The 21,399-nt window shown below is 45.5% G+C and carries 20 protein-coding genes; 4 read left to right on the top strand and 16 right to left on the bottom strand.

Annotation, left to right across the window (positions count from 1 at the left end; all coding sequences use genetic code 11):
* Position 1: 1 nt before the first annotated feature.
* Positions 2 to 970, bottom strand: a complete 969-nt coding sequence (gene dhaK, locus B5066_RS06595) for a dihydroxyacetone kinase subunit DhaK (protein WP_079475166.1) — start codon at positions 968 to 970, stop codon at positions 2 to 4.
* A gap of 18 nt (positions 971 to 988) precedes the next feature.
* The gene (locus B5066_RS06590) at positions 989 to 1,471 is read right to left on the bottom strand and encodes a DinB family protein (protein WP_079475165.1); all 483 of its coding nucleotides are present in this window, start codon (positions 1,469 to 1,471) and stop codon (positions 989 to 991) included.
* Positions 1,472 to 1,651: 180 nt separating this feature from the next.
* On the opposite strand from B5066_RS06590, the gene B5066_RS06585 reads away from it, so the two are divergent.
* Complete coding sequence (locus tag B5066_RS06585) at positions 1,652 to 2,098, top strand: DUF4385 domain-containing protein (protein ID WP_079475164.1); 447 nt, start codon at positions 1,652 to 1,654, stop codon at positions 2,096 to 2,098.
* A 24-nt stretch (positions 2,099 to 2,122) separates the two neighbouring features.
* Here the strand turns inward: B5066_RS06585 and B5066_RS06580 are convergent, their stop codons facing one another.
* On the bottom strand, positions 2,123 to 3,298 hold the full coding sequence (locus tag B5066_RS06580; RefSeq protein WP_158219200.1) for a pyridoxal phosphate-dependent aminotransferase: 1,176 nt from the start codon (positions 3,296 to 3,298) through the stop codon (positions 2,123 to 2,125).
* 230 nt (positions 3,299 to 3,528) lie between these two features.
* On the opposite strand from B5066_RS06580, the gene B5066_RS06575 reads away from it, so the two are divergent.
* Positions 3,529 to 4,467 carry an ABC transporter substrate-binding protein gene (locus tag B5066_RS06575; protein ID WP_079475163.1) on the top strand — a complete coding sequence of 313 codons (939 nt, stop codon included), beginning with the start codon at positions 3,529 to 3,531 and terminating at the stop codon, positions 4,465 to 4,467.
* 46 nt (positions 4,468 to 4,513) lie between these two features.
* Here the strand turns inward: B5066_RS06575 and B5066_RS06570 are convergent, their stop codons facing one another.
* The 7 genes from B5066_RS06570 to B5066_RS06540 all read right to left on the bottom strand — a co-directional run bounded on the left by B5066_RS06570 (position 4,514) and on the right by B5066_RS06540 (position 14,262).
* Positions 4,514 to 5,692: an iron-containing alcohol dehydrogenase gene (locus tag B5066_RS06570; protein WP_079475162.1), complete on the bottom strand. Its 1,179-nt coding sequence runs from the start codon at positions 5,690 to 5,692 to the stop codon at positions 4,514 to 4,516.
* Positions 5,685 to 7,208: a sodium:solute symporter family protein gene (locus B5066_RS06565; protein ID WP_079475161.1), complete on the bottom strand. Its 1,524-nt coding sequence runs from the start codon at positions 7,206 to 7,208 to the stop codon at positions 5,685 to 5,687. Before B5066_RS06565 ends, B5066_RS06570 begins: the two co-directional genes overlap by 8 nt.
* Before the next feature lie 109 nt (positions 7,209 to 7,317).
* Positions 7,318 to 7,800: a hypothetical protein gene (locus tag B5066_RS06560; RefSeq protein ID WP_079475160.1), complete on the bottom strand. Its 483-nt coding sequence runs from the start codon at positions 7,798 to 7,800 to the stop codon at positions 7,318 to 7,320.
* Positions 7,801 to 7,812: 12 nt separating this feature from the next.
* A complete protein-coding gene (locus B5066_RS06555) occupies positions 7,813 to 9,240 on the bottom strand; it encodes an aldehyde dehydrogenase family protein (protein ID WP_079475159.1) in 1,428 nt (475 codons plus the stop codon).
* A 63-nt stretch (positions 9,241 to 9,303) separates the two neighbouring features.
* Complete coding sequence (locus B5066_RS06550) at positions 9,304 to 10,317, bottom strand: LacI family DNA-binding transcriptional regulator (RefSeq protein WP_079475158.1); 1,014 nt, start codon at positions 10,315 to 10,317, stop codon at positions 9,304 to 9,306.
* A 134-nt stretch (positions 10,318 to 10,451) separates the two neighbouring features.
* Positions 10,452 to 12,875: a Lon protease family protein gene (locus B5066_RS06545; protein WP_079475157.1), complete on the bottom strand. Its 2,424-nt coding sequence runs from the start codon at positions 12,873 to 12,875 to the stop codon at positions 10,452 to 10,454.
* Between the two features lie 154 nt (positions 12,876 to 13,029).
* A complete protein-coding gene (locus B5066_RS06540) occupies positions 13,030 to 14,262 on the bottom strand; it encodes an Nramp family divalent metal transporter (protein ID WP_079475156.1) in 1,233 nt (410 codons plus the stop codon).
* Positions 14,263 to 14,521: 259 nt separating this feature from the next.
* On the opposite strand from B5066_RS06540, the gene B5066_RS06535 reads away from it, so the two are divergent.
* Positions 14,522 to 15,412, top strand: coding sequence for a C40 family peptidase (locus tag B5066_RS06535; protein WP_079475155.1), 891 nt, complete (start codon positions 14,522 to 14,524; stop codon positions 15,410 to 15,412).
* Positions 15,413 to 15,492: 80 nt separating this feature from the next.
* Here the strand turns inward: B5066_RS06535 and B5066_RS16560 are convergent, their stop codons facing one another.
* From B5066_RS16560 to B5066_RS06515, 4 genes are all read right to left on the bottom strand, one after another.
* Positions 15,493 to 15,732 carry a hypothetical protein gene (locus B5066_RS16560; protein ID WP_143745405.1) on the bottom strand — a complete coding sequence of 80 codons (240 nt, stop codon included), beginning with the start codon at positions 15,730 to 15,732 and terminating at the stop codon, positions 15,493 to 15,495.
* A 219-nt stretch (positions 15,733 to 15,951) separates the two neighbouring features.
* A complete protein-coding gene (locus B5066_RS06525; RefSeq protein ID WP_079475153.1) occupies positions 15,952 to 17,379 on the bottom strand; it encodes an SLC13 family permease in 1,428 nt (475 codons plus the stop codon).
* A gap of 174 nt (positions 17,380 to 17,553) precedes the next feature.
* Complete coding sequence (locus B5066_RS06520) at positions 17,554 to 18,480, bottom strand: peptidoglycan-binding protein (RefSeq protein WP_079475152.1); 927 nt, start codon at positions 18,478 to 18,480, stop codon at positions 17,554 to 17,556.
* Between the two features lie 69 nt (positions 18,481 to 18,549).
* The gene (locus B5066_RS06515) at positions 18,550 to 18,894 is read right to left on the bottom strand and encodes a winged helix-turn-helix transcriptional regulator (RefSeq protein WP_094909019.1); all 345 of its coding nucleotides are present in this window, start codon (positions 18,892 to 18,894) and stop codon (positions 18,550 to 18,552) included.
* A 146-nt stretch (positions 18,895 to 19,040) separates the two neighbouring features.
* Here B5066_RS06515 and fdhA point away from each other — a divergent pair, with 146 nt between their 5' ends.
* Complete coding sequence (gene fdhA, locus B5066_RS06510; protein WP_079475151.1) at positions 19,041 to 20,255, top strand: formaldehyde dehydrogenase, glutathione-independent; 1,215 nt, start codon at positions 19,041 to 19,043, stop codon at positions 20,253 to 20,255.
* A 38-nt stretch (positions 20,256 to 20,293) separates the two neighbouring features.
* Here the strand turns inward: fdhA and B5066_RS06505 are convergent, their stop codons facing one another.
* Together B5066_RS06505 and B5066_RS06500 are read right to left on the bottom strand one after the other, a co-directional pair.
* Entirely contained in the window at positions 20,294 to 20,866 is a 573-nt protein-coding gene (locus B5066_RS06505) for a YdcF family protein (protein ID WP_079475150.1), read from the bottom strand.
* Positions 20,867 to 21,060: 194 nt separating this feature from the next.
* Positions 21,061 to 21,315: a hypothetical protein gene (locus tag B5066_RS06500; RefSeq protein WP_079475149.1), complete on the bottom strand. Its 255-nt coding sequence runs from the start codon at positions 21,313 to 21,315 to the stop codon at positions 21,061 to 21,063.
* Positions 21,316 to 21,399 lie beyond the last annotated feature (84 nt).

The raw sequence follows: 21,399 nt of genomic DNA, 5'->3' as shown, positions 1-21,399 counted from the left end.
TTCACTCCCTGCCGGATAGTAGCAACCGTTTACGTTCCTCATCCAAATTTAAAATCGTTACCGAGCATCCCGTCATTTCAAGCGACGTCATATACTCTCCCACAAAGGTTTTCTTTACGTGAATACCACGGTCTTTTAACAGCTGAATAGCTTTTCTTGCCACAATATACAACTCCATCAACGGTGTGGCTCCCTGCCCATTAATCATTAATGCCACTTCGCTGCCGTCATTTAGATGCATATCGTCAAGCACATGCTGAACCAGTTCTTCCGTAACGGCGTCGGCCTGCATCAGCTCACGGCGCTCCACGCCCTGTTCGCCGTGAATGCCGGTTCCAATCTCCATCTCGTTCTCTTCAAGAGTAAATCCGGGCTTTCCGGACGCCGGAACCGTACAAGGTGCGAGGGAAACGCCCATCGAGCGAACATTGTCAGCAACGCCCTGTGCAATTGCTTCCACCTCGTCCAGGCTTTTTCCCTCAGCTGCTGCTGCCCCGGCAATCATATGCACAAGAGTCGTTCCCGCTACGCCACGCCGATCGTCGGGATTCGAAATCGCTACATCGTCCCGTATAACGACCTGCTTGACCGTAATATCTTCTGCTTCTGCGAGATCGGCAGCCATATCGAAGTTCATTACATCCCCGCTGTAGTTCTTTACGATTAAAAGAACTCCGGCTCCGCTGTCCACGGCTTTAATGGCTTCAAGCACCTGGTCAGGGGTCGGCGAGGTGAATACTTCCCCGCTCACTGCTGCATCGAGAAGCCCTTCCCCGACATATCCGGCGTGAGCAGGTTCGTGCCCGCTGCCCCCTCCGCTGATCAAAGCTACTTTACCTTGCACTGGCGCGTCGGCCCGCACAATCACATTCGTATTTTCAATCGCCCGGAGCTTGTCGGGATGAGCAGCCACCAGTCCTTCCACCATTTCAGAAACGATCTGATCCACACCATTAATGAGCTTCTTCATTTCTTTTCCTCCCTCAGTCTATAGTTTTGCTTTTATATCTTGGATTTGAGCGATATGCCGTTCTTCATGGAGGCCGATCATCTCCAGCCACTGATGAAGAGGCATAGGCCCAAAATTGGGATGCGAAATGGAACGTGCTGCTAAGTCCTCACTGGTGTGCCTTTCTTCAAGGTGACGGATATAGTTTCTCGTTTCCTGCAATTCTTCAAGCAGGGTCTGTTTGTTAAATTCCATATCCTCAGGCTGGAGTTCCTGCGGCGCTTCCGCCGGACGGCGGCGGTATTTCATCATTTGAATCGGCTTTTCTTCCGCCCTTGTGGTAGGTTCTGTTTCCAGGGCGCTTTTCATGCTTCTTCCTACAAAGGCTTCAAATAGCCGGAGGTGCTCTACTACCTGAGCAACGCTCCAATCCGTAGCGTCCGTTTTTATGTTCCAATCTGCTTCCGGAACTGGTTCGACTTCCTCCAGAAGCTGGCTGCGTACATTTTCAATATATTCCATCTTAAAACCTCCATCTACCACAAGGATTCGATGTATATCTTCGATAATCCTTCTTTATTCTATGCATCCCGTTTATTCCCCTTTTTAGGAAAGATAAATCCTGTATGGCTACAAATTTTTACACATACATCTCTTCATTTCCGGGCAAAGAAGATAAAGACAAAAAAGGAGAGAACGCAAATGAGTTTTAATTATGAAGAGGATTTTGACAGCATTAATTTTCGTGAACAACCCGAGAAATACCGCGTAGGGCGAGGAGAACAGGGCGTTTTAATGGTGGAGCCATACAAGAGTGAAATTTTGCCGCACTGGAGATTCAAAACACCCGACATTGCTAAAGAATCCTCCGGACAGATTTATGAATTATTTTTGGAATATAAAAAACAGAAGGACTTTGTCGGTATGGACATGGCAAGAAAATTTCTGCAGATGGGCTATACCCGCTCGCGCCGGTATGCCAATTATAAAGGAGGCAAAAAATATGACAAAGACGGAAATGTGAACGAGCGGCAGATCAATGAAGAAAAAGCCGAATCAGCCCGGATTTTTGAAGAAAAATGGATACAGGCCCGGGAGGACGAAACTTACCTGGCATGGAAAAAAGAGCACCAAAATAAGTATGGGTGAACGAAAACATGTTAAAGCTATGCTTCACTTCCCCTCCGCTGCTACACCGGCGATTCTTACAGCCGCTTCTTTCAACCGTTCTTCCTCTTCAAGCAGGCCGATGCGGACGTATCCTTCTCCCATACTGCCAAAGCCATGGCCTGGGGCTACTACTACACCTGCTTTCTCAAGTAGCTTTTCGGTGAACGAAGCGGAGGTGTAGCCGTTTGGCACTTTCATCCATACAAAAAAAGAACCCCGGGGCGCCTGTACCTCTGCGCCCTGAGCGCGTAGTGCCTGAATAAATACGTTTCTTCTGCTTTCGTAAACATTCAGTATATCTTCAGCCATGCCTGCCCCGTGGTCAAACGCATACGCTGCGGTTTCCTGCACCGCCCCAAACAAACTTACATACAAATGATCCTGCATTTTATTAATCATCTCTATTACCGAAGCATTTCCTACCGCCACAGCTGCTCGCCATCCGGCCATGTTAAACGTTTTCGACAGTGTATACATTTCTACGCCCACTTCCCTGGCCCCGGGAGTCTGAAGAAAGCTCGGCGGTTTTTCGCCGTCATAGCCGAGTGATCCATAGGCAAAGTCATGCACGACACAAATGTGATGCTGTACAGCAGTCTGGACCGTTTCTTCAAAAAAATCCGCCGTAGCGATTCCCGCCGTTGGATTGTTGGGATAATTTAAAAACATCATTTTCGCCCGGGTCAGCACATCTGCTTCAATTTCGCGAAAATCAGGGCGGAACTCATTTTCTTCTTTTAACGGCATAAATACTGTTTCTGCACCTGCCAGGGCCGTTCCGGAAAGATAATCAGGGTACCCCGGATCAGGAAGCAGCGCCGTATCCCCGGGATTAAGAAGGCACTGGCTGATCTCCACCAGACCGGTTTTTGCCCCAAACAAAACCGCCACCTCCGTTTTTGGATCCAGCGTCACCCCGTATTCCCTCTGATAAAAATCAGCTGCCGCCTCTTTCAAAAAAGCATACCCCCGGAACGGGGAATATTTATGATATTCGGGGTTTTCGGCAGCTTTCTGCATTTTTTCAACAATTGGGCCCGGCGTCGGCCGGTCAGGATTACCCTGGCCCAGGTTAATTAAATCCCTGCCTTCTTCCTTAAGCTCCTGCACTTTCCTTGAAAGCGAAGCAAAGAACTGTTCCGGCAGTCGGTCGATTTGTTCAGACGGTTCAAAACGCATAACATTTCCTCCTGTAGGCAGATTTTTCTTCATATGTTTTACAATCATAAAAGCAGGCTTTTTTTAGTGTAACGTTAAAAAAACAAAAGCACAGCCCTTACATTTTATTAAAAACTATCGGCACACGACATTTTTTGCATAGTTCCAAAGGTTTACATTGTAATTATAAAATGAATACCATATAATAGTCATGCAAATGATTATTATTATCAACTAGGAGGATTACATATATGTTTAAAAAGTGGTTTTCTTTATTTGCAGTCGGTTTTGCACTTTTATTTGTCCTTGCCGCCTGCGGCAATGATTCTTCAGGAGATTCCGGGGAAGGGGAAAACGGCGGGGAAAACGCAGAAGCTGAAATGAGAACCGTTACCGATCCGACCGGCCGGGAAGTAGAAATTCCGGCAGATCCCCAGAATGTGGTAGCCCTGCAGAACGTAGCAGACATGCTGATCCTGGGCGAGCAGCCGGCAGGCACCTCTGACTATTATCTTGACACATACGGTGACAGGCTTGAAGGAGTGGAAAGCGTGGGCGGAGATACGCCTAACGTCGAACAGATCAATGAGCTTAACCCAGATATGATTCTTTTATCGGATTATCAGTCTGACTCTCTCGAGCAGCTCGAGCAAATCGCACCGGTCTACATGACTTCTTTTGGAGATACACCGGAAGAGCAGCTGAAAAACACTGCTGATGCATTAAACAAAGAAGACGCCAGCGAAGAATGGCTGAATGAATACGAACAACAAGCCGAGGAAGCAAAACAAACACTTGCAGACAATAATATACCGGAAGATGCAACTGCGGCTGTCGTCCAGTTTATCGGTAAGGAAGTTTACGTACATGATCAATCTGTTTTTGCCGGATTGTATGAAGGCGCCGGGCTCGAACCGACAGAAGGCGTAACTGAAAACACAGAAACTCAGGCAATTTCTCTTGAAACTGTGCCTGACTATGTGGAGGGCGCAGACTATCTGTTTATTCTAACCGACCAGGGAGAGCCGACAGAGCAGTCCCAGGAACTGGTGGATGATCTGCTTGCTGATACCGAAGCCGTTCAAAACGACCAGTATTACTATGTAAATAATACAAAATGGAGCGACTTCACGCTGCTTGGCCGTGAGTACCAGCTAAATGATTCAGTCGAAAAAATCACCGGGGAATAAAATAATAAAGGCCCGTATTCTATTAAAAGAACGGGCCTTTTTTTAACTATTTGTTAATTTCCAAAGTACCTGCAAAAGCTGCTTCATATCTTTCTAAAATATCCTGGTAAGAATAAGATTTAGGACTTCTTGCTAAAAGCCTTGTCTGTTTTTCTCCGCTTTCTGCCAGCTTCACAAGATCACTTTTTTCAATTCCAAACTGCTCCAATGTCGAAGGAATGCCAACATCTTCAACAATATTCTTTAACTCCCGGACACCTGCTATTGCAGCTTCCCTTTTCGACAACCCTTTTGTATTAGCCCCTATTCGTTCTGCTATCGTCCCCATTTTTTCCATGCAGGAAGGCCAGATGTAATCGAAAATGTAAGGAAGAAGCACAGCGTTGGATTCACCATGGGAAATTTTAAATAATCCTCCTAACGGATAGGCTAAAGCGTGGACGCCGGCAACCCCTGCGTTGTAAAAGCTGAGCCCTGCCGTCATGCTCCCCCAGCTCATCTGCACACGCGCCTCTTTATTATTTCCATTCCATACCGCCGTACGAATATTTTTCGCTATTCTTTCCATTGCATCCAAAGCGAGAGCATCGGTCAGGGGAGTGCTGTTAACAGAGATGTATGCTTCTACTGCATGAGTAAGAGCATCCACTCCTGTAGCCGCAGTGATCTTAGGCGGCACCGTCATCGTGAGCTCGGGATCTACTACAGCAACGTCTGCCAATAAAAACTCATGGGTGATAACGTCTTTAGTGCCCTCAAGTGAGAACACACTGATATCAGTCACCTCTGCCCCTGTACCAGCCGTAGTTGGTATTAAAAGCTTTGGCAGGCCTTTGCTTTTAAGGGTTTTGTCGCCGGAAAGATTTAAATAATTTTCGATGGAGCCTTCGTTGCCATGCAATACCGAAACGGCCTTTGCGATATCCAAAGAGCTGCCGCCCCCGATTCCGATAACAAAATCTGCATCGAATGACTTCAGTGCCTGCAAAGCATTCTTCCCGATTTCTACAGGCGGCTCCGGTTTTAAGTCTGAATATATTTCATACACCACCCCGGCTTTTTTTAATTGCTCCTCTAAAGGGGCTGCGAGGCCGGCATCGACTACCCCCGGATCCGCAAATACCATTACCCGTTTTGCCTGATGGGCCTGCAGCAAAGCCGGTGTTTCATTTATTGCTCCTTCACCAGAAATAATTCTAATAGGCGATACAAACGGTTTATACATTTTTCCCACTCCTTGCGTTTGGTTTCTGCTTTATATCTAAACCACTTTCTTTTGAAGATTCAGTAGTAGCTATCGTCACAATATACATCGTGAGCATCCCGACAATAACTCCAATACCAGCAGCCCCGAATGGATTCGAGAAGTTAAGGCCGATTGGCAGATAAACGAACCAATACACAACTGTCGCTGCTATTAAAGAAGATATGGCTGCTGTTTTATTGGCACGGTCCCATACACCACCAACTACAATAGGGCCTGCAGTAGCTGCCATGATGCCTCCGATGCCAATCCACATAAAGACCGCTAAGAACTCTGGCGGGGACCAGGCAAAAAAGATGGCTGCGATTATTACTACAAATGTGCTGTAACGGCTGATAATCAATTCGTTCCGCTCCGCTTTTTCTTTCGAAATATTGATTTTAGGTACAATCGTTTTGCGGTACAAGTCATTAGCAAGCAGCTGAGTAAGTGATACTATCAAACCGTCGGACGTAGACATTACGGCGGAAAGCACAGCTATTGCCAGAAAGGCTGCAATCACCGGCGGGAATATTTCACTGAACAGCACCGGAATTATTTGATCCGGGCTGATACCTGCATCCGAGCCGACTACCGCTATTCCAAGCATTCCACCCAAAGCCATCAAAGGAAGAATTGTAGCAAAGATCGTGCAATACATAATCAGCTTTCTGATGTCTTTGCTGCCTTTAACTGCCATAAATTTATTGCCAAGATGCGGCTGCACTGAGAAAGGAAGGTGGGCTACAAACAATAAGGCCACCAGCCAAAATGCTCCGTACGTGTTATCTCCAGGAAGAAATAACTGATTAAAGCCGCCCTGAGGATTTTCATTACTTACTGTTTCAAGCATATTTGTGAAACCGCCATTGACACCAACGCTCGTCATAAAACAAACAAATACTGTAATTGCTACGATCAGCATTAAAAATCCCTGCACGGCATCTGTAATGATGTCTGAGTGGGAACCGCCCATAAATACATAAACAGCCAGTACCGCTGCCGTGATGATTAAGCCAATCTCATAATTCACACCCATCATCGTCTGAAACATTGTCGCAGCAGCAACAAATTGAGAAACTACGTAAAAAATGAGCAAAATAGAAATAATCGTTAACGCAATCCGCAAAAAATCACTTTTGTATCTTTCTCCAATAAATTCTGGAATCGTTCTTGTACCAAAATCATCACCATATTTCTTTATAACCTTGGCTACAAAAAGCATGCCAATAACGGTAGCTATAGGATAAAGCAGCGGATACCAGAGACTCGGTGTTCCGATACTGTATGCAAGCCCCGGCATTCCCATAAACGTTGAACCACTCGATATTCCCGCTGCGATTACTAAGGCAATCACTAAGGGACTATAACTTGATCGTGCAGTAGCAAAATCCTCCGAAGTTTTAGTTCTTTTCATTCCGACCCAGCCGAAATACAGCATCATTAGTATAAATAAGCCCATGAAAATCCAGGAATAGGTTACGATTTGTGTATTCATAGAACCCCCCTATTCTTTTTCCTTTACAATGTTTGTTTTCCAAAGTGTCAATGCCATCCCCACCCAGGTGCCAAGTATACAAATGGCCATAATTATCAGAAAGTTCATTTTATTCTCCCCTTTCTTGATAAAACTGCTGAATAATAGGAAATTTTTCTAATTTATCGTAGGATCCTGAACTCACTTCATACAGCATGGTTTTCATCTTATTGCCAGCACCCTTTCTAACGTCTTCGATCTGGTAGGGTGCGTAAATAACATAAGTTTGCTCCCATTGCACCACTGGTACCTTCCATGACCTGCGCTGGTAGAGAAAATACTTTCTTAATATTTCCTTCCCCTGCTCCTGGAAGGCATTCCTTTCTATTTCATAAGGAATAACTGTTTCCCTCTTTACTTCAGTAGTTGTGTAAACTGGAAGATGATCTATAATACTCTGCCGGTTCGTTATACCGTCTCCAACAGTAATAATTTTTTCTTTACGTTCACCAAACAAGGTTTGAAAAGTTACTGCCCACTCAGCTGCGTACTGGGGGTAATAACAAGTAAACAAATGCTCTTTCTCCCTCCCGGGCATTGTTTGTATTTGCATGCCGCTCTCCCCTTAACGATATTTAAGGCTTATCATTTTCAATTCAGTCATTTCTTCGATGGCGTATTTTACTCCCTCCCTTCCATATCCAGAATCCTTCACTCCCCCATAGGGCATATGATCAAAACGCAAAGTAGGCACGTCATTAACAAGAACCTGGCCGGCTTCTATCCGGTGTGCCATATCCAAAGCCTGCTTCAGGTCATTCGTAAACACTCCCGCGTTCAAGCCAAACCGGCTGTTGTTCATTTGTTCCAAAGCTTCTTCCGAGTCTTGTACTTTATTGATAATAACTACCGGACCAAAAGCTTCCTTGCAGGAAATAGAAGATGAGGAAGGAACATTCAGCAAAATAGTCGGCTCTAAACCATTACCAGTCTTTTTTCCTCCCGCCAGGATTTCAGCCCCCTCGGTTTCTGCTTCTTTCACCCATTCATATAAACGCTGCTGCGATTTTTTATTAATTAAACTGGAAACTTCCGTGCTTTCTTCTAAGGGGTCCCCGAACTGAAGAAGAGCAGTTTTTTCTGAGCATCTGCGTACAAAATCTTGAAAAACTTCTGCATGGACATAAATACGCTGTGTACTTAAACAAACCTGTCCATTATATGCAAACGCCCCTTTGACTGCCTTTTCAGCTACTTCATTAATTTCTTCACAGCACGACTGGTCGATGTACATCGGCGAGTTGCTCCCTAACTCAAGCGTCATTTTTTTCAATCCTGCTTTTGCTTTTAACAGCTTTCCTATTTCGGGGCTGCCAGTGAAAGATATTTTTTTCACCCGCTCGTCATGAAGCATTACTTCTCCTAATGATTTTCCGTCTCCGGGAACTATTGCGATTGCTCCGGAAGGAAGGCCTGCTTCAGTTAATATTTCTGCCAGTAACAAGCTTGAAAAAGGAGTCTGCTCTGCTGGTTTAACTACAATAGTGTTTCCTGCCGCTATCGCCGGGCCGACTTTATGGGTCACGAGGTTTAAAGGGAAATTAAAAGGAGTAATGGCTCCAACTACTCCAATAGGTTCATGAATTGTATAAGCATCCCGGCCTTCGCCGCCTTCTGCAGCGTCTAGTTGTATATATTCCCCGTTCATTCTTTTTGCTTCTTCACCGGAAAACTGCAGGGTCTGAATAGTTCGTTGCACCTCGGTACGGGCAGCAGTTACCGGCTTGCATGCTTCCTGGGAAATAATTCGCGCCCCGTCTTCTTTTCTGTTCTGTAAGATTTCTGCCGCCCGAAAAAGAATTACAGCCCTTTCATTAGATGTTAACGTTTTCATTTTTTCGTAAGCTTCATTTGCTTCTTTGATTGCTTCATGCATCTCGGCTGGAGTGCTTTCAGCTGCTTCTCCAATTAAATTCTCTGTGTGGGGGTTGAAAACCTGATAGTAATTTGCAGCAGCTTGGGTTTTCCCTAGTAAAAACCATCCTTTTTTCATCCTTCTGCCTCCCAATATTTTCTGTGAATACGTATTCTCAGAACCAAAATTAAACCGCTCAGTTCATACTGAGCCTGGTTTAATAGGCCCTGTCGTTTTCCTTTGGTACAATGCAGGTTCGAGCGTAACTTGGATCGGAGACATGTTTTCCTTTCCAGCTTCAATCGAATTGATGAGATGTTCAATTCCGAGTCTTCCTAAATTCTTGTTGGACTGAGCGCCAATTGTGGTTAATTCGAATGCATGATGCCGGGCCATTCGTACGTTGTCCACTCCACAAATACTAATATCCTGAGGAATCCGGTATCCAAGCTCCAGAAGTGTATCCATGGCAGTGATAGCTATGGCATCCGTAGCGGCAAAAACTGCTGTAGGACGATTTTTCCGCCCCATCATTTTGAAAATGGCATCTGCTATCGCTTCCTCACTCGTATCAGTTTCGTTTAAAAATACTTTCCCGGTTTCCATAGTTTGCTCTGCTATTCCTTCTGTAAAGCCCAGATATCTTCCATAAAAAGTGGAAGTATACATTGGCCCTCCGATGAATCCAAAATTCTCATGCCCGAGCTGGTACAAATGGTTCGCCGCCATTTTTCCAGCCTCGTAATTATTTATTTCCACAAAGTTTCCGCCTTCGTTATGCTTACGGTTAAACATCACGTACGGTATTTGGGACGCCTGCAATTCCTTCAGGATGGGGTCATCCATAAACACGGAAGACAATATGATACCATCCACCTGCATAGAAAGCACCGTTTCATATACAGTCATGTTGTCTCCGTTGTTCTCAAAGAAAACGTTGGTATTATAGCCCCTTTCTTTAGCGTAATTCACAATGGATGAAGTGGTCTCCACAAAGAAGGGGTTATGCAACGGTCCGGATATGAGCGCTATCGTTTTGGAGCGCTTGCTGACTAAAGATCTGGCTATGGCATTTGGCCGGTAATTTAACTTTCTCATTGCTTCTGTAACTTTAGCTACGTTTTCTTTGCTGACCTTGTCTGAATTATTCAGCACTCTGGAAACTGTTGATTGTGAAACTCCTGCTTCTTTGGCAACTTCTTTGGAAGAAATCATTTTTTAACTCCTGCTGAATACGTATTCATGGTAACTTGTTTCAATTATGAAATCGCATACATAAAAAGTCAAGCAAAATTTTATTCGTATTCATAACAATACAGCCTCTCTCTACAGACTGTATTGTTCATTTTTTATTCTATTTTCTGCTGCCTCAGATCTACTTCATACATCCGGTTAAAACGGGCTTCTGTGCGGGCAAACACTGAGCCTTCCGGGTACGTGCCGTCTTCCCGGCGTACGGCTCCTGCCCGTTCACCAGTCAGAATTTCCATCCCCTCGGAAATATGGCCGACCGCCCACACGTGAAAACTTCCTGCTTCCGCTGCTTCTACTACTTCCGGGTCGAGCATTAAATTACGGGCGTTCTGCTTCGGAATAATTACGCCCTGCCGGCCGTTCAATCCTTTTTCCCGGCAGATCTGAAAGAACCCCTCGATCTTTTCATTCACGCCCCCAATCGGCTGAATTTCTCCCCATTGATTTACTGACCCGGTTACTGCTATCCCCTGGTAAATAGGCACCTCGGCCAGAGAGGAAAGCAGCACATACAGCTCTGTACTCGAAGCACTGTCGCCGTCGATCAAATTATAGGTCTGTTCAAACGTGATGCTCGCCGATAAAGGAATGGGACGGTTTTTAGCAAACTGCCCGGATAGAAACCCGGTTAAAATCATCATCCCCTTATGATGAATCTGGCCGCTAAGAGAGGTCTCCCGCTCAATATTCATCAACCCGCTTTTCCCGACGTACGTTTGAGCCGTAATTTTTGTCGGAATACCGAACATGGAATCTCTTGTGCCCATAACGGCCAGTCCATTTATCTGGCCGACCCGGTAGCCTTCCGTTTGAATCATAATCGTTTCATCATAAATTCTTTCTCTGTATTGTTCGGGAATATGACTTGAGCGCCTGTATTTTTCCTCGAGCGCCCGGAAAACGTGTGCCGCTTTGACACAGGCCTCCCTTTCCTGCAGCGCGTAGTGACTGGATTCTACGAGCAGCTTTGTAATATCCTGAAACCTCGTAGTCATTTTACCCTGCTCATCTACTAACCGCGAACTATAGTCAATCACCCGGGCCACAGCTTCCCGGTGAAATGGCAGCAGTCCTTCTTCCTGAATATAATTTTTCACAAATCCAGCCATTTTCCAGCTGTTTTCATCGCTTTTTGCCATAACGGTATCGAACTCCACCTTCACTTTAAACAGCTTATCAAACTCTTCATCGAGTCTCGAAAGCAGATCATAAATATAATAGGAGCCGATAATGATGACTTTGGTCCGGAAAGGAATCGGCTCTGGCTTAAGAGCACTCGCTGGCAGCAGTCCCCGCTCTTCGTAGGAGTTTTCGATATGCACATGGCCGGTCTGAAGCATCCGTTTTAATCCCGGCCACGAGCCCGGGTGCTGCAGCAGATCTGCGGCTTGAAGGATCAAGTATCCTCCGTTGGCCAGATGCACAGCTCCTGGTTTAATGAATGTGAAGTTCGTCACCAGGCTGCCGATCTGCCCCTGATACTCTACCTTACCAAACAAATTATGATACGTTGGATTAGATTCATATACGACTGGCGCTCCATCTAAATGCCTGTTGTTTACAAGCAGATTCACCACATACCGCTGATACTGTTTTTCTTTCATTGTCTCAATTGCTCCTGCTGAACTTTCCTGCCCCTGGGCCGCGGCGAAAAAGTAAAAATGCTCCACGACATCCTGTTCATACGCAGTTAAATAATCCGTAACCTTCGGCATATGGCCGTACTGCCTGTGGAGCGGCTCAAATAACTTTTGTACTGCAGCTGAAGCCGTATCTGCCATAAACACCTGTACTTCTTTGCGAAAATTCTCTTCCATCCTCGCAATACGGCGCAGAGCGTCCTGAACTTTTTCTTCTACAAGCTTCTCATTTACCCGCAAATGCTCTTTTTCTGCTTCAAGTAAATGCTGGTAGGTTTCCCTGTTCATTGGCTGGCCGCGTTGAAGGGGGATTTTATTAATGCCGTTCTGCATGCGTTCGAGCTTAAAGTGATGCTGTACGGCAAATTGGTCAGTTTCTTTCCACAGCTCGTCCATTTCTGCACGAAGGCGTTCAAACATTTCCCGCTTTTGCCTTTCATGACTATCGCTTGAAAATGCTGTCCTTAATTCACGCTCAATGTCCAGCAGCAGCTGTTCTATTTCCCGTCGAAAACGCTGGCCTTCCCCGGCTTTAAAGGAGAGCACTTCCGGCCGGTCTGGGTCGTCAAAATTGTGCACGTAGCACCAATCGTCGGGCCTTTCCTGAGTTCGGGCCAAATTCTCCACACTGTGCTGAGTATAAGTCATTCTTCCCGTCCCTGTCGGCCCCACGACAAATAAGTTGTATCCCGTCTGTTTTACCGAAAGACCGAACTCCATAGCCCGTTCAGCACGTTCCTGCCCAATCATTTCATATGGAAAAGCACCCATATCTTCGGTCGTTTCAAACGAAAAGGTTTCAGCATCAAACTCTGAACGAAGCTCTCCCGGAGACAGCTCATGCAAAGCAAGTCTTTTTTCATAATCATGATGATTCATGAAACGCTCCTCCCTTCACTGCCAGCTCGATTTTACATTTTGGTTTCCGCGTACACCTTCGGGTTAAAACATTGATTCAATTAGTAGTATTTATTCCCTTTCTTATCATTCCTATGCTTTTTCTTTTATATTTCCCTAGAAGAAACTAGACGGTTTATGAAGTAAAGGCCATAATCGCATCCACAATGCTGTAGCCACCGAGAAACATGCAAACCAGTACGATAACTCCTCCCACCAGATTCATCTTCCAATGATTCACGTAATGGCCGAGGCGGTTTTTGTTATTCATAATAACTAGAAGCATAATTGAGACAAAAGGCAGAATAAGACCGTTTAATGCTTGAGCAAAAAGCAAAACATCTAGAGGTTCAAACCCAAGTCCGGAGAAAACAATCCCAATGACCATCACGGATAGGAATACCAGTTTAAATCGGATATTTTTCATGCCCCGTTTCCATTTTAATACGCTGCTGACGGTAACCGCTGCTCCAAGTGGCGATGCAAGCGCGGAAGAAAAACCTGCAGCAAATAAACCAATGCTGATAAAGGCGGTGGCCCAACTGCCCAGCAGTGGCTCAAGCTGCAATGCAAGGTCTGCGACGGATTCTACTTCAAGTCCACGTATGGTAGCCCCCGACGTAATTAAAATGGCTGCTGTAATTAATCCCCCCAAGCCGATCGATAAAAATACGTCCAGACGTGCTTCTTTCAAATGCCCTGGCTCGCTCCAGCGTTCTTTTACATTCTCTGAATGGAGAAATAAATTGTACGGAACAACCGTAGTACCAACAATTGCTATCACTGTAATTATAGCTTCCGGTGGAATCGAGGGAATAAAAGCTCCTTGAAACAATTCCGCGGGATCCGGCTGGGCAGTTACCATTGTGGTCACAAATGTTACACTCATGACCGAAATCAGTACTATCATTACCCGTTCAATTAACTTATAGCTTCCGCTAAGCCCAAGCAATAAAATAATTATGCCTACGACAGGGCCTATGGTATTTTCAGAAACACCCGTCAGTGTCGTTAATCCTAATGAAGTACCAAGCAAGTCGCCGGCAATGTAAGCAGCACACCCAAATACAATAGCAATAATCATAAGCCACATGGACCCGTATTTCAGCAGTGGGTTTGTAAATTGATCTCTTATCGCTGCCCCCAGGCCTTTTCCAGTAATTATTCCGAGCCGCGAACACATTTCCTGAAGTATAATAGTCGTGACAATTGAAAAAATGACGGCCCAAAGCAGGGCGAACCCAAAAGAAGCTCCTGCCCCGGTAGCTGTAGTAACTGTCCCCGGCCCAATAAATGAAGCAGCTACAATCACCCCCGGGCCAACCACCTTCACTCTTTCTCGTAACGGTTTCTTTTCTGCCTTTACCATTCATACTCCCCCTTCAGAAAATTAATCATTAAATAAACAAAATATTTTTTATATTAAAAATATTACAGATAATATTTGGGCGCTTTTCCTTTCATTTCGCATTTTACACTTTATTTGATGAGAAATTGATCATTAATTATTTCCTATTTTATACTCAGCGTTATTAAAACGTAATCTGGCTGAAACCTCCCGAATCATTCTATTTGTTACACTTACTCACAGTTTGATAAATTGATTTACATCATGAGGAGGAACATAAATGTTTAAATCTAACAGAAAAGCACCAAAGTATATATTATCCTCTGCCGTCGTTACGGCTTTAGCTTTAACTCCGGCTTTAAGTGGAAATGCAGCTGCGTTCGCTGATTCTGATTCAAGCGCAAGCACCAGCTCCAGCCAAGAAGACTCTGCCGAGACAGCGAACAAATCTGAATCTGCTGACGACACTCTTCTTTATCTTGGTGACTCAGGCGCCAGCGTAGAAGCTCTTCAATCGACGTTAAGCGATCTTGATTACTACAATTCCGAAATTGATGGTACTTATGATGAAGAAACTGTAGAAGCTGTAGAAGCATTTCAAACAGAAAATAACTTAAGCATAGACGGTATCGCCGGCCCTGAAACCATGGGGGCATTGGATGAAACAGAAGACTCCTCCGAGGCTCGTGATGAAACAGAAGAGAGCAGCAATGAAAGCAGCGAAAATAATGAAGAAAACGAAGAAGTCGCTTCTGCATCCTCTGGAGAATCTTCGGAGCCTTCCACTGAAAGCACATCATCCAACACGTCTGATTCCGGACTTGTTGATTCTGCGGAAAGCGTACTAGGCACTCCTTATGAATGGGGGGGAACTACCGCAAGCGGTCTGGACAGCAGCGGCTTTATCAACTACGTGTTTGAGGAAAATGGTACAGACGTTTCAAGAACCCATGAAGGCATCTGGCAGAACAACGGTGAATTCGTGGAAGAACCAAACGTGGGCGACGTTGTTTTTTATGAGGGTACGTATGACACAGAAGGCGCTTCGCACAGCGGTATATACATTGGAGACGGGCAAATGATCCATTCTGGCTCAAGCGGTGTCGAAGTCGCTGACACGAACAGCGATTACTGGGAAGAACATTATATTGGTGCAAAGACGATCGATTAATTCCTACATCTTTTAATAACCGCCTCTCTGCTTGTTTGCAGGGGGCGTTTTTTAATAAACTTGCTCGTGGTTCAAAGCTTCTATATCAACACCGCCAGTCCCAGACACAATACAGAGGCAGTTAATACCGCTCCTAAAAACGAATGCCAATGAGCTTTCGCTTCGGGCACATTCCCCAGCCGCTCCATCCCTTGAATTAATTGAACTACAGCAAGCGCTGCTACTGGCGACACCAGACTCCACAGCGGAAACGTTCCGGAATAGGCAGTCAAAAGAAACGCGATGGCAGCTCCCGTCCATTCTAAAGATCGTTCCAGCATAATTATGGGCTTGCTTCTTTTCCGTTTTGGTTCACTCCTATAGGGGTGTCTGGTTTTTAGACGCAAAAGCCCATCGAATACAAACCAAACTGCAAGTATCGCAATAAACGAAAATAATATCTCACCTTCTCCCATCGTATAGGTGTACATAAAATAATCCTTTCCGCATAAAACAATCTTTTTTTATCTCTTCTCAAAGGCCGGGCAGGTTTTATACACTTAATAATTCAATACAACTGGCTGCCAGAAGTAAACAAACGCAACGATGACGAAGATAGCGACAATATTCATCCAGAATCCGGCTTTCACCATGTCATCAATGGTTAAATAATCTGAACTAAAAACTGCAGCGTTGGGCGGAGTGGATATTGGCAGCATAAAGGCACAACTGGCTGTTAAAGCTACGATCCCCATAATCGCGTAAGGGTCTACTCCTATTCCAAGCGCAAGACCGATGCTGATCGGCATCAGCATGTTCGACACTGCCGTATTGGACATAATTTCTGTCATAAACAATACTATGGCAGCAAGTACAATTAAAATTAAGACAAAAGGAAGTACCTCAAGTCCCCCCAAAAGCTCGCCAAACCATCCTGTTAAATTCGAAGATTCAAATGCTGCCGCAAGAGACAGCCCGCCCCCGAAAAGTAACAGCAGCCCCCAGGGCAGCTCTTTCATATCCTGCCATACCATGAGCCCGCCCCTTTCCTGTTTAGCAGGAAGCAAAAACATCGAAGTAGCCCCGATAATGGATATAGAAGTATCCGACAGACGATAGGCTTCCGGGATAAATCCGCTTGTAATCCAAAGAAAACCGACAACGGTAAAGATGGTCAGCACCGATTTTTCTTCAAAAGACATAGGCCCCAGCTCTTTCAGCTGGTTTCTTGCAAAATCAGTGGAAATATCCTTTTGCGCTGCCACACGGAACTGAATTTTCGTTAAATAAAAATAAAGCCCCGTAAGAAGAATAAGCGTTAAAGGAAAGCCAAATAAAAACCATTCTGCAAAAGTAACCGTCCGGTCCAGATTGGACGAAGCCACAGCTGCAAAAGCAGCGTTGGGCACTGAGCCTATTAATGTAGCCAGCCCGCCGATAGAGGCTGAATAGGCTACTGACAGCAGCAGCCCCTTGGCAAAACGGTTCAAGGATACTTCATCAAAGAAATCTTTATCCTTCACCTCTTTTATTAACGCTAGTGCAATAGGCAGCATCATTAACGCGGTAGCTGCATTTGAAATCCACATGGACAGCAGGGCTGTCGCCAATATAACGCCTAGAACAATGCGCTGGCTCCCCGTGCCGACAAATGAAATAATTGTCATCGCAATTCGTTTATGTAGGTTCCATTTTTCAATCGCAAGAGCAATGGTGAAGCCGCCCATATACATAAAAACGATGGGGTCGGCATAGGCCATTGTTGCTGTTTCTTCATCCGCCCCTCCAGTAATAGGGAGCAAAAAGATAGGAAGCAACGACGTAGCTGGTATGGGCAGTGCTTCTGTGATCCACCATGAAGCTACCCAGGCCGTAACGGCAAGCACTGCTCTCGGTTCGCTCTCAAGACCGGTAAGCGAAGGGAGAAAAAATAATAAAGCAAACAACGCCGGTCCTAGAATCAGTCCAATTTTTTTCCTTAAAGGCATAGTCCCCCTCCTTTCAATAAATATGTATGCAGCACTAAAATTTGGTTGGAATATTCTGAGTTTTAACACTACATATGCTCATTATATAGAAAAAAACCATTTATTTGGATAAATATTATAAAAGAGAAAAAAATAGGAAAAAAGACGGGCGCTAGCGCCCGTCTCCTGAACATTTTATTTTACTTGAACATAACTTGGATGAGCCGTGATATAAAGACCTGATTTTAACTGAAACATTTCGGTGCTGCTTCCTTCAACATTCACTTTTTCCATAATGGTAAATGCTTCTCCCCGGCTGACTGTGCCTACTACCGCATCGGCATCAAAAGAAGGGCGGGAGCGCACATTCAGTAATTCGGCCAGTACTACTGCGAGCTTTCCTTTCACTGCAGAGGCTTCAAGAGCTTCCCAGGTGTTCGGGCCAACAATGCCGTCTACAGTTAAATTTTGTGACTCCTGGAAGGAACGGACCGCGTTTTCCGTTTCCTTTCCAAAATCTCCGTCTGTGCCGTACAACGGCAGTTTCTCTCCTGCATCAAGAAGCATCTGCTGCATTCGCGCGACACTCGGGCCATTGTCACCGGGACGAAGGGTTGGATTTAAATCCTCTCCTACCGGACGGCCATCGCGCACCGCTCCCCGCACCGTATCCATGTCAATACCAGGGCATGTGTTTGACGAATGTCCGGGATATTCCCGGTGACCTTTAACATCAGCGATCGAAACATCGACTCCGGCTGTGCCCCGAAGCGCCGCCTGGAGATCAAAAAATGAACGTTCCTGAGCTTCGGTAAACGAGCTGTTTCCAACAAGGCATACACCTATCAACGGAGTATTGTTGTTTCCTACATGGTATGAAATCCGGTCAATCCCATTGGCCCATTGAATCGTTCCGTCTTTTGTAATAACAAAATGATAGCCAACGCTTGGCCAGCCAAGCGTATCCACATGATAATTGGCAAAAGAAAAAGCATCTCCGCTTGTCGTTGCTGAGTGGTGCCTTGCGATCCCAGTAATTTGTGATAATGATCTTTTTTGATAAGAGCCATTTCTTTTCACGCTTCCCCGTACATCGACGAGCTGAGGTAGTTGTTGAAACATTAAAACATCCCCTTTTTCATATAGTCAGCCGTTATATTGCGGCTTCTATATATAAAAGGGGATCCAGAATTACATTTCACAACCACGCTGTTGAATTTTTTCGATATAGCTTAACGCCCATCTTTCCATTGCTTCTAAAATTGGGAGAAGGTCCAGCCCGGCTTCCGTGAGCTGATATTCGACCCGCACCGGCACCTCCGGATAAATGACCCGGGTCAAAATACCTGCGTTTTCGAGCTCGCGCAACTGATTCGTCAATATTTTCGGAGTGACCTCGGGAAGATTTTTCTGGAAAAATCCATATCTTCGGGGACTCCCATCGGAAAGCATCTGTACAATATCTGCTTTCCATTTGCCACTGATCACAGCCAGCGTCACTTCCATCTTACAATGTGCCTGGAATGGATCCATCATATGAAAGCGCTCCCTTTTTTATACATAGTATCATAGCGGTAAGCAATGAACAAGAAAGTGCGTTCTTCCTTGAAAATCATTTATCAAATACACTGTACGTAGGGCGTAAGCGCTCCTACTTCATTACCATGAGGAGGAATTAAAGGATGAGCAACAAAGCAGTCGTTTATCAAGGTCCTGGTAAAGTCGAGGTTCAAGACATTGGCTATCCTGATTTAGTACTTCATGAAGGTCCAGGTGTTCCGCCGTCTAACGCAGGACGAAAATGTGAGCACGGTGTTATTCTCAAAATTGTAACGACTAACATTTGCGGAAGTGACCAGCATATGGTCCGCGGAAGAACCACCGCTCCAAAAGGATTGGCACTTGGCCACGAAATTACTGGCGAGGTAGTTGAAGTAGGGCGTGACGTAGAATTCATCAAAAAAGGCGACCTCGTTTCTGTGCCGTTTAACGTAGCATGCGGCAGATGTAAGCTATGCAAAGAACAAAAAACTCATATATGCTTAAATGTAAACCCTGAACGGCCGGGCGGAGCTTACGGCTACGTAGATATGGGCGGCTGGGTAGGCGGACAGTCTGAATATGTGATGGTTCCTTATGCAGACTTCCAGCTGCTTGCCTTCCCGGATAAAGAGCAGGCCATGGAAAAAATCATGGATCTGACGATGCTTTCGGACATTTTCCCCACCGGCTTTCACGGGGCCGCTTCTGCGGGCGTTCGCCCTGGTTCTACCGTATACGTCGCCGGTGCCGGCCCGGTAGGACTTGCTGCTGCTCACTCCGCCCAGCTTCTCGGGGCTTCGGTCGTTATTGTAGGTGACCTTAATGAACAGCGTCTTAAGCAGGCAGAAAGCTTTGGCTGCGAAACCGTGAACTTAACAAAGCACGACAGCCTTGGAGAACAGATTGAGCAGATTCTCGGCGTACCTGAAGTGGACTGCGCGGTTGACGCTGTTGGTTTTGAAGCCTCCGGCCACGGGCCCGAGGCGAAAGAAGCTCCGGCTACTGTACTGAACTCAATCATGTCAGTGACTGAGGCTGGCGGACGGCTGGGTATCCCAGGTCTTTACGTGACCGAAGATCCTGGCGCCTCCGATGATGACGCCAAGCAGGGCTCCCTGAAAATCCGTATCGGCCTGGGCTGGGCGAAGGCCCATACGTTCGTTACCGGCCAGACGCCAGTGATGCAGTATCACCGCAATTTATTAAAACTGATTCTAAGTGATAAAGCACAAATTGCAAAAGCCGTAAACGCAACGCTGATTTCATTGGATGATGCACCTAAGGGCTATCAGGATTTCGACAAAGGGGCTGCGAAGAAATTCGTTATTGACCCGCATGGTTCTGTCCGGTCGTAAATAAATAAAAAACGAGCAGAGGCACTCTGCTCGTTTTTTTATGACATTCGCTCCCATGATTCGATCCCTATTGTGCCCGTGAGTTTATAAAACTCCTTCCAAAGCTGGACATGCTTAGGCCCCCAGGCTTCTTCTGCATGCACATGAGGAACATAATCCAGAGCAATACCAGTGTCTGTCATCACGTCATCAAATTGAATTTTTGTTCGCTTCATATGATAATCACTTGTTACCACCAGGGCTGAATCAAAATTTCGCTTCTGCATAATCGTTTTTGAATACACAGCATTTTCATGGGTGCTGGAGGCCTGATTCTCCATAATAATCGCTTCTTCAGGTATGCCTGCCCGCACTGCCAGATTCTCATTAAAGCTGCCATCTTCCCCGTTGGTTAAGATCACTTTATCCGCGTAGCCTTTTTCTATCAAATCAGCTACTGTATATAAGCGCTCAAAATCGCCGCTGAGAGCAATAATAACATCGGCATTTTGAGGTTCGTCCTGGTGCGTTAAAAGGGATGCGACAGTTTTTTGCGGAAGTGCAAAAAATGATGCATTAATTAACAAAACTGCCCCTATAACAAAAAGCAGACTGTAAAAGATCTTTTTCATGCTTTGGCCCTCCGCCTCTAATGAAAGGTACGGATATATTGTATCAGATAGATCGTTCTCCTTAACAGTTATTTCTACAACGCGGACCCTGAGCCAAGGAATTATTTATGCAGTATTAAATTTTCCGCTTCCCATAAGAAAAGCCCTGCTGATTCAGCAGGGCTTTTCTACATAGTTAGTCTTCCTGAGAGTTTTTACGAAGAACGCAGGGCTTCAAAAGCGTTGATACGCGATTCTACCGTCGCGTAAATGTTTCCAGCTTCTAAAGGAGAGACGTCGAATTTTTTACTGGCCAGAATTTCAACGTGTTCGTCATTCTTAGCTTCGTCAAACCGCTCCCCCCGCTCTGCCAAGGCTTCATACTCATCTCGCATGTAGCGGAATACCGAGCTTTGCTGTTCCGGGAGCGAATTTAAAAATTCTTCTACGTCTGCATTTCTTTCAACCATTCTATTGGCCTCCTTGATAGCTGATGCCATCCGTTGCCTCAGGCAGGTCTCCCCCCGGTCCATTAAAGCACAACGAATGGTTCA

The organism is Marinococcus halophilus (assembly GCF_900166605.1).
Lineage (GTDB): Bacteria > Bacillota > Bacilli > Bacillales > Marinococcaceae > Marinococcus > Marinococcus halophilus.
This window is presented reverse-complemented; position numbering and strand designations above follow the sequence as displayed.

Coding starts and splice junctions, on each gene's coding strand:
- dhaK (WP_079475166.1), bottom strand. CDS start 970: ATGAAGAAGCTCATTAATGGTGTGGATCAGATCGTTTCTGAAATGGTG.
- B5066_RS06590 (WP_079475165.1), bottom strand. CDS start 1,471: ATGGAATATATTGAAAATGTACGCAGCCAGCTTCTGGAGGAAGTCGAA.
- B5066_RS06585 (WP_079475164.1), top strand. CDS start 1,652: ATGAGTTTTAATTATGAAGAGGATTTTGACAGCATTAATTTTCGTGAA.
- B5066_RS06580 (WP_158219200.1), bottom strand. CDS start 3,298: ATGCGTTTTGAACCGTCTGAACAAATCGACCGACTGCCGGAACAGTTC.
- B5066_RS06575 (WP_079475163.1), top strand. CDS start 3,529: ATGTTTAAAAAGTGGTTTTCTTTATTTGCAGTCGGTTTTGCACTTTTA.
- B5066_RS06570 (WP_079475162.1), bottom strand. CDS start 5,692: ATGTATAAACCGTTTGTATCGCCTATTAGAATTATTTCTGGTGAAGGA.
- B5066_RS06565 (WP_079475161.1), bottom strand. CDS start 7,208: ATGAATACACAAATCGTAACCTATTCCTGGATTTTCATGGGCTTATTT.
- B5066_RS06560 (WP_079475160.1), bottom strand. CDS start 7,800: ATGCAAATACAAACAATGCCCGGGAGGGAGAAAGAGCATTTGTTTACT.
- B5066_RS06555 (WP_079475159.1), bottom strand. CDS start 9,240: ATGAAAAAAGGATGGTTTTTACTAGGGAAAACCCAAGCTGCTGCAAAT.
- B5066_RS06550 (WP_079475158.1), bottom strand. CDS start 10,317: ATGATTTCTTCCAAAGAAGTTGCCAAAGAAGCAGGAGTTTCACAATCA.
- B5066_RS06545 (WP_079475157.1), bottom strand. CDS start 12,875: ATGAATCATCATGATTATGAAAAAAGACTTGCTTTGCATGAGCTGTCT.
- B5066_RS06540 (WP_079475156.1), bottom strand. CDS start 14,262: ATGGTAAAGGCAGAAAAGAAACCGTTACGAGAAAGAGTGAAGGTGGTT.
- B5066_RS06535 (WP_079475155.1), top strand. CDS start 14,522: ATGTTTAAATCTAACAGAAAAGCACCAAAGTATATATTATCCTCTGCC.
- B5066_RS16560 (WP_143745405.1), bottom strand. CDS start 15,732: ATGCTGGAACGATCTTTAGAATGGACGGGAGCTGCCATCGCGTTTCTT.
- B5066_RS06525 (WP_079475153.1), bottom strand. CDS start 17,379: ATGCCTTTAAGGAAAAAAATTGGACTGATTCTAGGACCGGCGTTGTTT.
- B5066_RS06520 (WP_079475152.1), bottom strand. CDS start 18,480: ATGTTTCAACAACTACCTCAGCTCGTCGATGTACGGGGAAGCGTGAAA.
- B5066_RS06515 (WP_094909019.1), bottom strand. CDS start 18,894: ATGATGGATCCATTCCAGGCACATTGTAAGATGGAAGTGACGCTGGCT.
- fdhA (WP_079475151.1), top strand. CDS start 19,041: ATGAGCAACAAAGCAGTCGTTTATCAAGGTCCTGGTAAAGTCGAGGTT.
- B5066_RS06505 (WP_079475150.1), bottom strand. CDS start 20,866: ATGAAAAAGATCTTTTACAGTCTGCTTTTTGTTATAGGGGCAGTTTTG.
- B5066_RS06500 (WP_079475149.1), bottom strand. CDS start 21,315: ATGGTTGAAAGAAATGCAGACGTAGAAGAATTTTTAAATTCGCTCCCG.